General features: G+C 71.0%; 9 protein-coding genes. 2 read left to right on the top strand and 7 right to left on the bottom strand.

All coding sequences use genetic code 11. The features are described 5' to 3' along the window. Nucleotides 1–344: 344 nt before the first annotated feature. The 7 genes from E9998_RS13695 to E9998_RS13665 form a co-directional block, all read right to left on the bottom strand. Nucleotides 345–1,004 (bottom strand): hypothetical protein, encoded by a 660-nt coding sequence (locus E9998_RS13695; RefSeq protein WP_136530261.1) that lies wholly within the window; start codon nt 1,002–1,004, stop codon nt 345–347. Between the two features lie 71 nt (nt 1,005–1,075). Then, nucleotides 1,076–3,370, bottom strand: coding sequence for an acyltransferase family protein (locus E9998_RS13690; RefSeq protein ID WP_136530260.1), 2,295 nt, complete (start codon nt 3,368–3,370; stop codon nt 1,076–1,078). Between the two features lie 184 nt (nt 3,371–3,554). Next, nucleotides 3,555–5,651, bottom strand: a complete 2,097-nt coding sequence (locus E9998_RS13685) for an acyltransferase family protein (protein ID WP_136530259.1) — start codon at nt 5,649–5,651, stop codon at nt 3,555–3,557. Nucleotides 5,652–5,773: 122 nt separating this feature from the next. Then, a complete protein-coding gene (locus E9998_RS26315) occupies nt 5,774–7,393 on the bottom strand; it encodes an ABC transporter permease (protein WP_240037611.1) in 1,620 nt (539 codons plus the stop codon). Then, nucleotides 7,380–8,435 carry an iron-containing alcohol dehydrogenase family protein gene (locus tag E9998_RS13675; RefSeq protein ID WP_136530258.1) on the bottom strand — a complete coding sequence of 352 codons (1,056 nt, stop codon included), beginning with the start codon at nt 8,433–8,435 and terminating at the stop codon, nt 7,380–7,382. The genes E9998_RS26315 and E9998_RS13675 overlap by 14 nt, the downstream gene beginning before the upstream one ends. Next, entirely contained in the window at nt 8,435–9,163 is a 729-nt protein-coding gene (locus E9998_RS13670; RefSeq protein WP_136530257.1) for a phosphocholine cytidylyltransferase family protein, read from the bottom strand. The genes E9998_RS13675 and E9998_RS13670 overlap by 1 nt, the downstream gene beginning before the upstream one ends. A gap of 210 nt (nt 9,164–9,373) precedes the next feature. Continuing rightward, entirely contained in the window at nt 9,374–10,594 is a 1,221-nt protein-coding gene (locus E9998_RS13665; protein ID WP_136530256.1) for an NADP-dependent isocitrate dehydrogenase, read from the bottom strand. Nucleotides 10,595–11,104: 510 nt separating this feature from the next. Here E9998_RS13665 and E9998_RS13660 point away from each other — a divergent pair. Beyond that, a complete protein-coding gene (locus E9998_RS13660; RefSeq protein WP_240037610.1) occupies nt 11,105–12,205 on the top strand; it encodes an ABC transporter permease in 1,101 nt (366 codons plus the stop codon). Beyond that, nucleotides 12,205–13,107, top strand: a complete 903-nt coding sequence (locus tag E9998_RS13655) for an ABC transporter permease (protein ID WP_136530255.1) — start codon at nt 12,205–12,207, stop codon at nt 13,105–13,107. The genes E9998_RS13660 and E9998_RS13655 overlap by 1 nt, the downstream gene beginning before the upstream one ends. Nucleotides 13,108–13,109 lie beyond the last annotated feature (2 nt).

Below are 13,109 nucleotides of genomic sequence, written 5' to 3'. Positions count from 1 at the left end.
TCGTACAGCTCCAGGGCGCGCCGGCGGTGCCAGCCGTCGAGCGGCTGGGTGCCGAGCACCAGGGCGAGGGCCGCGGCGGCGGCGGGTTCGGCCAGGTCGGCGGCGAGGAGCGCGGGGTCGGCGTCCTCGGCGAGGGCGAGGTCGGGACGGGCGGCGAAGGCTCGGGCGGCGAGCATGAGGCGCCCGGCGCGGGACCGCTCGCCGATCGACTTCACCGTGATCGCGTCGAGGGACGCGGCGGCGGCGAATCCGGCGTAGGCGCTCGGCGGTGCCGCGGCGCGGTCGAGTGTCGGCATGGCAGTCATGGGAATCAGTGCTCTTCTACGCCTCGGGGAGCGAGGCGGCTACAGCCACCACTCGGGGAACTGGAGGTTGGCGGTGACGTCCTGGCAGCCCTGGAACGAGGCGTCGAAGTCGTCGTGCCACTGGCAGGTGACCAGGATCAGCTGGTTCTCCTTGAACAGGAAGTGGTTCTGCTGGGTGAGCTCGTTCCCGGCGCCGTCGGTGAACTCGTTGAACATCATGACGCCGTCGCGGCGGTGCACGATGGTCGCGCGGTCGTTCATCGTCGTGTACTCGTACCCGGTGGCCTCGAAGTAGGACCTGACGAACTCCAGCTGCGCCGCGTAGTCCTCCTCGACCGCGGCGTCGAGCAGGTAGGTGCTCACGTAGATCCTGGAGGTCTCCGCGCCGCCGTCGAGGGCGAACACGTAGTCGTTGAACTGCTCCGCGACGGGGAACTCGCGGGCGCCCTCGCTCGCGACGTAGCCGGCGGGCGGCGTGACCGTCAGGTCGAGCGGGCCGGTGGCCTCGGGGATCTCGACCTCCTGGACGGCGGGCGAGGTCTGGTCCCCCTTCGGCTCCTCCTTCTCGCCGCCCCCGCCCTCCGAGCAGGCGGCGACGAGGAACGCGAGCACCGCGACCGACGCCGCGACGCGGCCGAGTCGGCCCGAGACGGCGTGGGGACGCGGCGTCCAATGAGAGCGGTTCTGGGGGTAAGGCATAGCTCGATGCTAGCATGTGCGCAGCTAGACCCCCTGCCCACGAGTTCCGGTGCGACCTGGCGTACGGAGGGCTACGGCCGCGGCAGCGCCTCGGCCAGCAGCGGTTGCAGCACCGCCATGTACTGATGCGTGATGTGGTTCGAGTCGCGGTAGACGAGTGTGTCGCTCACGACCGCCGGACAGGATCCGTCGATGCAGAACCATCCGGTGGTGTCGACCGAGGCGATCCCCTCCCGCTCCCAGGCGTCCGCCTCCGCCTCGCGCCAGTCCAGGTCGAGCATCGCGGGCTCCGAGGGGAACACGCACTCGGTGGCTTCCTCGAGGTGCAGCGCGAGGCAGTCGGCCGCGTCGAACGGCGCCCTCGGGGTGTCGGTGAGGGCGACGACGTTCGGTGAGGCCGCCACCAGTCGGCGTGCGGCCCTCGACCAGCCCGCGGCCCACTCCTCCGACCCGCCCTCGTCGACGCCGCGCAGGTCGTAGGAGAGGGAGGAGCTGACGATGACCATGGCGGGCTCGAGTTCGTCGATCTCGTCGAGCACCGCCGCGCGCCAGTCGTCGCATTCGCCGTAGCGTCCGTCGACCGCGTCGTTGTCGACGGTCACCGACGCGACCGGGCACGAGCCCTTGGTGTGCACCACCAGCCGCCACCCGGCCTCGAGCGCGATGGCCTCGACGGCGGGGAACCACTGCGCAGCATGGGAGTCGCCCATCAGCACCACGGTGGTGTCCGCGTCGGTGTCGCCGAACACGCAGTCGTCCGCAGGCTCGGTCGCGTCGAAGGGCAGCAGGCACCCGTTGTCGAACACGCCGCCTCGGTCGTCCTGGATCCCGCCGAGCACCTCGACCACGTCCTCGGGGACGGTTTCGAGCGTCAGACCCTCCGTGAGGGCCAGCTCCATGGCGGAGACCTCCTCGATCGCCTCGACCGGGGGGTCGTCGTCGTCCGCGTCCCCGGCGACCGGTCCGGTCGTCACGGCGGCGACCACGACGGCGACCGACACGACCGAGCAGACGACGCCGACGACCAGCCCCCACACCTTGCCGGACTTGAACGGCTTCGCCGTGCGGACCGGCTGCTCGACGTACCGGTAGGAGAGCTGCGCCAAGGCGAACGAGCCGAGGATGAGCACGACGTTGAGCGCGATCGAGGGCTCGGCGTCGACCGCGAGCGGCACGAGGATGAGCACCGGCCAGTGCCACAGGTACAGGCTGTAGGAGATCCGGCCGACGAACTGGAACGGGCCGGTTCCCAGGAGTCGGGCGGCCGGGGTGGCGCCGGGGGCCGAGCCGGCGGTGATGACGAGCATCGTCCCCACCACCGGCAGGATCGCGGTGTAACCGGGGAACGGGGTGGCCTCCGAGTACAGCACCCCCGCACCGACGATCGCGGCGAGGCCGACGATCCCCAGGACCCAGGCCAGGTATTTCGGCGTCCGCTTCAGCACCGGCAGCGACAGGGCGAGCAGGGCTCCCGCCGCGAGCTCCCAGGCCCGGGTGTGCGCCCCGTAGTAGGCGGCCGTCGGCGCCTGCTCGGTGACGAAGACCGACGCGACCAGGCTGATGACCAGCACCGCCGCGGCGAGCGCGGCACCGGCGGCCACCAGTCGGCGCGGGTCCTTCTTGACCAGCAGCAGCAGGCCGAGCAGCAGCAGCGGCCAGACCAGGTAGAACTGCTCCTCCACGGCGAGGGACCAGTACTGCTGGAACGGCGAGGGCATCTGGTCGGCGTTGAGGTACTCCGACTCCTGGGCGATGAGCCGGTAGTTCACGACGTAGACGATGACGGTGAACGCGTCCTGCATCACCGCTTCGAGCCGGGTGATCGGAAACCACAGCCACGCGCCGGCGATCGTGGCGACGGTGACGAGGCTGGCCGCGGGGAGGATGCGGCGGGCCCGGCGGGCGTAGAACCCGGCGATGGACACCTTCCCGGTGTCGAAGACCTCCTTCACCAGCAGCGAGGTGATGAGGAATCCGGAGAGGACGAAGAACACGTCGACGCCGACGTAGCCGCCCGCGAAGAACCCGAACCCGGCGTGCGAGAGCAGGACGAGGAGCACTGCGACGGCGCGCAGCCCTTGGATGTCGGGGCGGAAGCCGACGCCCTCCCAGCGTTCGAGCGGGCGACGCGGGGCCTTCGCGGGGACCGGGGCGGCGGGCGGGGGCGGGGCGGGGGCTCTGAACGCGGGACGCGGGGGGTAGGGGTTGGGGGCGGTGCGCGGGGGGAAGGGTCCGGGGGCGGCGGCGGGCGGCGGGCCCATCGGGACGGCGGGGCCGGGGGTGGTGAGGGGTAGGTGGAGGGTCTCCTCGTTGACCGCCCCCGCGGTGGTCCGGTTCTGGGGCCTGGGGGGTTGGGGCGAGGTCATGGTGAGAAAGTCTCCGTCTACGGGGTGCCGAGGCGTCGGGTCGCCCCATCCTAGGCGCCGGTGGTTCGCCGGGCGGCTGGGTGGTGCCGGCCCGTCCGTCGAGGACTGCGGAAGGGTCCGTAGGGATCATCGTACCGAGCATTCGCGAGTCGGACCCGCCCCGACCGGTCGCGCGGGGTGCGTATTACCGCAGATCGGGCAGGGCGTCGGCGAGGAGGGTGGCGAGGGCGACCGCGTACGGGGTGGAGATGTGGTGCTTGTCGCGGTAGACGAGGAGGCCGCCGACGACGAGGGGGCAGCGTCCGTCGAGGCAGAACCACGGCTCGGTGTCGACCAGGAGCGCGTCGGAGGCTGCGACGGCGGCGAGGCCGGCGGTGCGGTTGTCCAGGTGGGACAGGGCGTAGGGGTCGCTCTGGAGGCAGTCGGCGGGGGCGTCGGGGTGGAGGGCGAGGCAGTCGGGGGCCGCTTCGCCGGTGGCCCAAGGGGTGTCGGTGAGAACGGCCACGTTCGCGGCGGCGGCGCCGACGCGGTCGAGGGCGGCGGTCCAGCCGTCGGCCCAGGCGGCGGCGGGGTCGTCGGCGCCGAGGGGGGTGGCGTTGTCGGAGGTGCCGATGACGACGAGTTCGGGCCGGAGCACGTCGATCTCGTCGTAGACGTGCTCGCGCCATTCGCGGCACTGGGTGTACTCGCCTTCGGCCTGGACGCTGCCGACGGGGACGTCGACGGGCGTGCAGGAGCTCTTCGTGCGGCTCAGCAGCCGCCAGCCCTCCTCCTCGGCGATCGCGTTGAGGGCCGGAAACCACTGGGCGGCATGGGAGTCGCCGAAGAGGACGACGTCGGTGCCCGACTCCGGGTCGCCCCACACGCAGCCCTCGGGCAGCGCGGTCGACTCGAAGTCGAGGTGGCAGTCGCCGTCGTAGGTCGCGGGCCGGTCGCCGGCGACCTCGGGCAGCGGCGGGGCGAGGTCGGCGGGCACGGACTCGAGCGCGAGGCCGTCGGCGAGGCCCTCCTGGAGCGCGGCGAGGTCGGCGGCGCGTTCGACGGCGGCGAGGTCGACCGCTTCGGCCGCAGGCGCTTTGGGGAACCACAGGGTCAGGGCCAGGACCGCGGCGACGCCGAGGAGCGAGCAGACGAGGCCGGTCGCGAGCCCGGCGAGGTCGCGCTTGAGCGGCCGCCACGTGCGCGCGGGGGTCTCGATCCACGCGTAGGACAGCTGCGCGACCCCGACGGTGGCGGTGAGCAGGATGAGGTTGAGCAGCAGCGAGGGCTCGGCGCCGAGCGCGAGCGGCGCGAGGATGAGGATCGGCCAGTGCCACAGGTACAGGCTGTAGGAGATCCGCCCGAGGAACTGGAACGGCGCGGCGGCGAGCAGCGACGCGGCGGGGTTCGGCCCGGCGGTCCCGGCGGCGATGACCGCGGCGGTGCCCAGGACCGGCGCGAGCGCGGCGTACCCCGGGAACGGTGTCGCCTCGGTGTAGAGCACCCCGGAGGCGCCGATCGCGGCGAGGCCGCCGAGGCCGAGCACGGCCGCGACCGCCCGAGGCAGGCGCCGCAACCGCGGCAGGGTCAGGGCGAGGAGCGCCCCGGCGGCGAGCTCCCAGGCGCGGGTGTGGGCGGCGTAGTAGGCGGTGGGCTGCGAGGCGGCGGTGACGGCGACCGAGAGGGCGAGGGTGGCGGCGAAGACGGCCGCCGAGGCCGCGATCCCGGCCGCGACGAGGCGTTTCGGGTTGCGGCGCACCAGCAGCAGGAGCACGAGGAGCAGCAGCGGCCAGACCAGGTAGAACTGCTCTTCGACCGCGAGGGACCAGTACTGCTGGAACGGCGAGGGCATCTGGTCGGCGTTGAGGTACTCGGTCTGCTCGGCGATGAAGCGGTAGTTGACGAGGTAGACGACGACGGCGAGCGCGTCGTGCATGACCGCTTCGAGGCGGGTGACGGGGAACCACAGCCACGCGGCGGCGACGGTCGCGATGAGGGCCGCGCTGGCGGCGGGGAGGATGCGGCGGGCGCGGCGGGCGTAGAACCCGGCGATGGAGATCCGCCCGGTGTCGAAGACCTCCTTCACCAGCAGGGAGGTGATGAGGAAGCCGGAGAGCACGAAGAACACGTCGACGCCGACGTAGCCGCCCGCGAAGCCGGGGAGTCCGGCGTGGGAGAGCAGGACGAGGCCGACCGCGACGGCGCGCAGGCCCTGCACGTCGGCCCGGAAACCCGTGCCCTTCCAGGAGGCCGGGGCGGCGATGCGCGGCAGCAGGAGCGTGTCGCGTTCGAGGGCGGTCATGAAGCGGCGCGGCGGGCGGGCATCGGCACATCCTCCGCCGCGAAGGCGAAGCGGCGGTGAACGGCGGGGGGAGCCGGGGCGAACAAAAAGCGGCCCCGACCGGGTGGTCGGGGCCGTGGTGCCTAGAGCGCCTTGAGGACGCGCGGTTCGAGCTTGTAGAAGATCCAGCGTCCGAAGAACAGCAGGAACGTCGAGACGCCGACGGCCGTGCCGAGCTGGAACCAGCTGGGCGCGAACTCGGGGATGAAGACCGCGCGGTGCATCGAGAAGATGCCGATGAGCGGGTTCACCGAGTAGAGGTCGTAGACGAGCGGGTGGTCCTTGAGCGCCGTCTCGACCTGGGTGATCGGGTAGATGATCGCCGATGCGTAGAACAGGAGGCGCATGAACAGGCTCAGGAACCGCTGCACGTCCTTGAACAGGACGTTGGCGGCGGAGAGGATGAACACCATGCCGGTGAGCAGCATGGCCTGCACGAGGATCGCGGGGATGAGCCACAGCAGGTTGAGCCCGAAGGTGCCGCCGTAGATGACGGCGATGATCAGGAGGATCGGGAAGCCGACGACGTATTCGGCGAAGCGCGCGAAGACCTTCGAGACCGGGAAGACCTCTCGGGGCACCTTCATGACGGTGATGAGGCTCGACTGCCCGCCGAGGGACTTGGCGCCCTCGCTGGTCGCGGAGCTGAACCACTGGTAGGCGAAGATGCCGGAGACGATGAAGAGGATGTAGCCGACGTTCTCGGCGCCCTCGGGCATCGCCCGGCCGCTGTCGAAGAGCAGGCCGAACACGAACCAGTAGATGAGCGCGAGGCTGACCGGCTCGATGAGCGACCACATGTAGCCCATCGCCGTCGACTGGTACTTGACGGCGAGGTCGCGGCGGACGAGGACCGACAGCGAGTAGCGGTGGCGCAGGAGCGCGGTGAAGCCGGTCGTCAGCGGGAACTTCCGCTTCAGCGGCTTGGTCTCGGCCTCGCTGCTCTCGGGCTTGGCGCCGATGGGGCGCTCGTCGCTGCGGGCGGAGTCGAGGAACGCCGGCAGTTCGGCGGTGTCGTCGAGGTTCCGGCGGATCGGGGAGGCCCCGGCCATCGGCATGTCGCGGCCCGGCTCGATGCGGGTCGCGTGCGGGGCCGGGGGGACCTGGCCGGGCGCGTGCGGCGGGCCCTGGGGGGCCGCCGCATACGGCGCGGTCGCCGGAGGCTGAGCCGCGGGAGGAGGCGTCGGGTGGCCGTAGGGCGCCGGGTTCGGCGGCGGCGCGGTCGGCTGCCCTTGGGGCGGCTGGCCGTACGGGCCGGGCTGGCCGCCCGGGTGCGGCGCCCCGCCGTAGGGCGGCGAGGGGTTGCGCGGCTGCGAGGGGCCGTACGGCTGCTGCGGGTTCGGCTGGCCCTGCGGGGCGCCGTAGGGCGCCTGCTGGGGACGGTGCGCCGGGGCGCCGTAGGCGGCCGGCTGCTGCGCGGCGGGCGCGGGGAAGGAGGCCGGACCGGCGCCGTAGCCCTGCGGCGGCTGCCCCTGGACGGGGTGGGGCGGCTGCGGGGTGATGCCCGGGGCCGCCGACGGCGGCGGGCTCGCGAAAGCCGCCGATCCCGAGCTCATGGCCCCCGGCGGGTAGCCCGCGGGGGAGCCCGAGGGCCCGGTGCCGAAACCGCCTTGGGGAGCGGCCGGGTCGAAGGTGTCCGGGCTCCCGTCGCCGCCGCCGGCTGGGCCGGAGACTCCGTCGGGGTGCGGGCTAGTCGAGCTCATGCATCATCTCCGTCAGGTGTCGCTCCAGCGCCACCGAGTCCAGTTCACGATGTTCGAGAATCGTATAACGGCCTGGGCGGGTCCTCGGCGCATAGGCCACCGCTGTGGCGAGCTCGGCCGTGTTCAGACCCAATTCATCTGCGGTGCGCGGCAACCCGTGCCGCCGCATGGCCGCCGACAGCTCCTTGAACAGGGCGAGGTCGCCGCGCAGCCAGGTGCACACGAGGGCGCCGAGCGCCCCCTCGGCGCCGTGCGTGGCGAGACCGGGGTGGAGCGCTTCGAGCGCGTGCGCGATCTCGTGGCAGCCGCCCGAGCAGGGACGGGAGGACCCGGCCATGCTGGAGGCGAGGCCACCCTGGATGAGCGCGTCGGCGAGGGTCGACAGGAACGCGTCGTCGCCGATGCCGCCGGGGTGGCGCAGGACCGCCTCGGCGCCGGTGCGGGCGATGGCCGCGGCGAGGCCGTCGACGGGCTCGCCGTTCACCTCGTGGGAGAGCTGCCAGTCGGCGACCGCCGAGAGGTTCGTCAGCGCGTCCCCGATCCCGGACCGCAGCTGGTGCGCGGGGGCCTGGCGGATGAAGTCGAGGTCGGCGAGCACCGCCAGCGGCGGGTGCACCCCGTAGGAGACCGAGACGCCGTCGCGTTCGAGCGAGGCCGTGGGGGACGCGAGGCCGTCGTGGGCGAGGCTCGTGGCGACCGAGACCATCGGCAGGCCCAGGTCGGAGGCCGCCCACTTCGCGGTGTCGAGCAGCTTGCCGCCGCCGATGCCCACGAGCGCGTCGACCCGGTGGTCGTCGCGCAGGCGCCGCGTCAGCTCCTTCGCGCTGTCGAGGCTCCCGGGCTTGACGGTGTGGACGGTCGCGTCCGGGAGGTGGTCGAGTTCGGCCGCGATCGTCTCGCCCAGGCCCGGCCCCAGCGCGACGGCGACGCGACCGCCCGAGGAGATCCGCGAGTCCGCGAGCAGCTCCGGCAGGCGCGCGACCGCGCCGGCGGAGACCTCGACGGTGATCGGCGCCAGGACGGTGCGGGCGAAGGTCGGCACTACAGGTCCTTCAGGATGGCCTTCGCCAGCGCCCAGTCGGCGTGGTCGTCGACCTCGGTCCAGGCGACGGGCCCGGTCGAGACCGTCCCGATCCGCCCGGCCTCGGCCAGCAATTGATAAGCGTCCTCGTAGTAGAGGGTCGTGTCGCGCTCGAAGGTCGCTTCGAGGGCCTTGACGAGGTCCTCGGCCACGGCGGCGGGGATGAGGCTGACGCCGATGTACTCCCCCGCGGCCGACTCGACCGGCTGGGCCTTGTGGATGAGCTCGACGCCGCCGGGGCCGGTGCGGACCTTCATGGCCTCCTCGGTGAGCGTCTTGTGGTCGTCCAGGGCCAGGAGCAGGCGCGGGTCGTCCTCGGCGGCGGCCAGGAGGGACCGCTCGACGCTGGTGGGGTGGACGGTGTCACCGTTGACGAGGATCGCGCCGTCGGCGAAGTGGCCGCGGGCCGTCCACAGCGAGTACGCGTTGTTCCAGTGGGGTTTGTCGTTGTCGACGATGGCGACGCGGGCGCCGTAGCGGTCCTCCAGGACCGGGGCGTGCTCGCGGATCTTCTCGGCCGCGTGCCCGACGGTGATCGCGAGGTCGGCCACGCCGACTTCGACGAGGCCGCGCACGATGGTGTCGAGGATCGTCTCGGTCGCGGTGACCGGCAGGAGCGTCTTGGGCAGGTGGTCGGTGTCGGGGCGAAGGCGCTGACCTTGTCCGGCGGCGAGGATGACGCCTCTCACGTGTGTCTGCCTTTCGCTCTGCGACTTGTGACCCGATCAGTTTACAAGCCGGGAAAGGGGGGAGGCCCCTGCCGACTGTGCGACTGCACACGTCGGCCGGGGCCTCCAACTGGGAAGGGACGGCCGCTGCGGCGCCGGGCCGTCGCCGGTCCGGTGCGCGCGGTGACCGCTGCTGGTGAAACGAGCCCGCGGGGGCCCGGTTACGGCCTGCTACCCGGCGATCTTCTTGGCCAGGTTCTCCGAGAGCGTGTCGAGGAACTCGTCGGTGGTCTCCCAGGGGGCGTCGCGGCCGATGAGGAGCGCGAGGTCCTTGGTCATGCGCCCGCCTTCGACGGTGTCGATGACGACGCGTTCGAGGGTGTCGGCGAAGCCGGTGACCTCGGGGGTGCCGTCGAGCTTGCCGCGGTGGGCGAGGCCCCGGGTCCAGGCGAAGATCGAGGCGATCGGGTTGGTCGAGGTCTTCTCGCCGCGCTGGTGGGCACGGTAGTGGCGGGTGACGGTGCCGTGGGCGGCCTCGGCCTCGACGGTCTTGCCGTCGGGGGTCATGAGGACGGAGGTCATGAGGCCGAGCGAGCCGAAGCCCTGGGCGACGATGTCGGACTGGACGTCGCCGTCGTAGTTCTTGCAGGCCCAGACGTAGCCGCCCTCCCACTTGAGCGCGGCGGCGACCATGTCGTCGATGAGGCGGTGCTCGTAGGTGAGGCCCTTGGCCTCGAACTCGGCCTTGAACTCCTCGTCGAAGACCTCCTGGAACACGTCCTTGAACATGCCGTCGTAGGCCTTGAGGATGGTGTTCTTGGTGGACATGTAGACGGGGTAGTTGCGCTGGAGGCCGTAGCGGAAGCTGGCGCGCGCGAAGTCCTCGATGGACTTCTTGAAGTTGTACATGGAGAGGGCGACGCCGCCGGCCTCGGGGTACTTGACCACCTCGAACTCGATGGGCTCGGAGCCGTCGTCGGGGGTGAAGGAGACGGTGAGGGTGCCGGGGCGGTCGACCTTGAAGTCGGTGGCGCGGTACTGGTCGCCGAAGGCGTGGCGGCCGATGACGATGGGCTTGGTCCAGCCGGGCACGAGGCGGGGGACGTTGCTCATGATGATGGGCTCGCGGAAGACGACGCCGCCGAGGATGTTGCGGATGGTCCCGTTGGGGGAGCGCCACATCTTCTTGAGGCCGAACTCCTCGACGCGGGCCTCGTCGGGGGTGATGGTCGCGCACTTGACGCCGACGTTGTGCTCGGCGATCGCGTTGGCGGCGTCGACGGTGACCTGGTCGTCGGTGGCGTCGCGGTGCTCGATCGAGAGGTCGTAGTAGCGCAGGTCCACGTCCAGGTAGGGGTGGATGAGCCCGTCCTTGATCTTGCTCCAGATGATGCGGGTCATCTCGTCGCCGTCGAGTTCGACGACGGGGTTCGCGACCTTGATCTTCGACATGGGTTTCGACACCTCTCCTGCGCCCTCGCGGCGCCTGGTCGGATCGCGCCCTGGTGCGGCGCGGGAGCGTACCGCTCCTAACAGTACGAGCGTACTGACCCTTGGCGGGCGTCCGTAGACCGGCCCGGGGAGTCGATGGTCACAGCCGCCGCGCGCACGCCTGCTGCGCGGGCGCGTCCGCCCGTCGGGGACGTTCAGATCACGCGGCCTCACCCGAACGGACCCATTGCCGGTCATCACAGCCCGGAATCGTTCCGTGCGCGCGCGATGACGGAATCGGCGGGCGGTCGCCCCGATACCGTCGACGGAAGGGCGTGGGATGAGACCAGGGAAAACGTTCACTGAAGTTCAACGTAACGATTCCGTCTCAAGGCTGGCGTGCCCGGGGTCACGACAGGTAGGTTCGTTAACTAGAAACAATCTTTCCAATTTGTTTCGGCTTCGGATCACCCGTCTACGGCGACGCTTGCGAGCCGTGATTTCGACTAGCGCACGAAGGAGTGCACCAAGGTGACTGCACCTACCGCACCCCCGCCGCAGCAGCGCGCGGCGGCCGCGGCGCCCCCTGGGCGCACCGCCTCAGGCGTCATGCGACGCGTCTGGACCTCCTACGCCTTCCGGCGCATCCTCCAGTCCGTGTTCGTCATCTGGCTCGTCTCGACGATCACCTTCCTGCTCATGCACTTCATGCCCGGCGACCCCATCGAGATCATGGCCGGGCGCCTCAACTCCGCGGGCATGTCGCACGACCAGGCGCTCGCCACCGCGGCGAACATCGTCAACTACGACCCCGACGCCAGCGTGTGGGCGCAGTACCTCGACTTCCTCAAGGGCCTCGTCACCCTCGACATGGGCAACTCGTTGACCAGCCCGAGCAAGACGGTCTTCGACCACGTCATGGAATACCTGCCCTGGACGCTCTTCGCCGTCGGCGCCGGCATCGTCCTCGCCACCGTCATCGGCCTCTCGATCGGCATGGCCGCCGCCTACCGCCGCGGCTCGGCCTTCGACCACGCCATGACCTCCATCGGCTCCTTCCTCACCGGCGTGCCGAACTACATCCTCATCGCCGCCGTCGTCGTCATCGGCTACACCGTCCTGGGCATCCTGCCGTTCCTGGACATGCGCGGCCGCGTCACCGCCGGCGTCGAACCGGGCTTCGACCCCGTGTTCTTCGGCGACGCGCTCTACCACGCGATCCTGCCGATCATCGCCTTCGCGTTCACCGCCACCGGCTCCTTCCTGCTCAACATGAAGGCCGCCACCACCGAGGTCCTCACCGAGGACTACGTGACCGTGGCCCGCGCCCGCGGCCTCAAGCCCGGCCGCATCTCCCGCAGCTACGTCGGCCGCAACGCGATGCTCCCTGTCATCCCCCAGGTCGCCCTCCAGATGGGCACCCTCGTCGGCGGCTCCATCGTCATCGAGCAGATCCTCGACTACCCCGGCGTCGGCCAGATGCTCATGAGCGCCATCTCCGACCGCGACTACCCGGTCGTCCAGGCCGCGGTCATCATCCTCGCCACCTCGGTCGTCATCGCGAGCCTGATCGTGGACCTGGTCCTCGTCAAGATCGACCCCCGCATCAAGACCGAAGGGCAGGACGCCTGATGACCGCCATCGACGCCGCGGCCGTCACGACGCCGCACAAGCAGCGCGGGGAGACCTTCTTCGGCCGCCTGTGGACCGGGCTCACCCGCTCCCCCGCCGGCTTCGCCGGGACCCTGCTCGTCCTGCTCATCGTCGGCTTCTCCTTCATCGGCCCGCTCGTGGTCAGCAAGGACAACCCGGTCGACGCCACCAACATCTGGGCCGAGCCCTCCGCCGAGCACTGGCTCGGCACCGAGTACCAGGGCAAGGACACGTTCATCACCCTGGTGAACTCCGGCGCCGAACCGATCTGGGTCGGCACCCTCGCCGCCCTCATGGCCGTGTTCGTCGCCGTCGCCCTCGGCTCCATCGCCGGGTACTACCGCGGCCGCATCGACGCGGTGCTGCTCCAGCTCACCGACGTCACCGTGACCATCCCGCAGTTCCTGCTCATGCTCGCCGTGGTCGCGTTCTTCGAGAACATCCCGCCGTGGGGCATCGCCATCGTCGTCGGCTCCACCATGTGGGCCTTCCTGTTCCGGTCCATCCGGGCGCAGGTCATGTCCCTCAAGGAGCGCGAGTTCGTCGAGGCCGCCCGCCTCCAGAACCTCGGCGGGGCCAGGATCGTCTTCCGCGAGATCCTCCCCAACATGGCCGGCTTCATCTTCGTCAACTTCGTGATCTCGGTGAACCAGGCGATCTACGCGATCGTCGGCCTCTTCGTCCTCGGCCTCATGCCCTCGGGCACGCCGAACTGGGGCCTGATGATCCACAACTCGTGGAGCCAGAACTTCTACCTCAACCCGGTCACGCTGCCGTACGTCATCGCGCCGCTGGTCATGATCGTGCTCTTCACGGTCGGACTGGTGACCATGGGCCGCGGCCTCGACCAGGCCCTCAACCCGCGCCTCCGGGAAAGGTGAGA

The organism is Glycomyces paridis (genome assembly GCF_004912155.1).
Taxonomy (GTDB): Bacteria; Actinomycetota; Actinomycetes; order Mycobacteriales; family Micromonosporaceae; genus Glycomyces; species Glycomyces paridis.
This window is presented reverse-complemented; position numbering and strand designations above follow the sequence as displayed.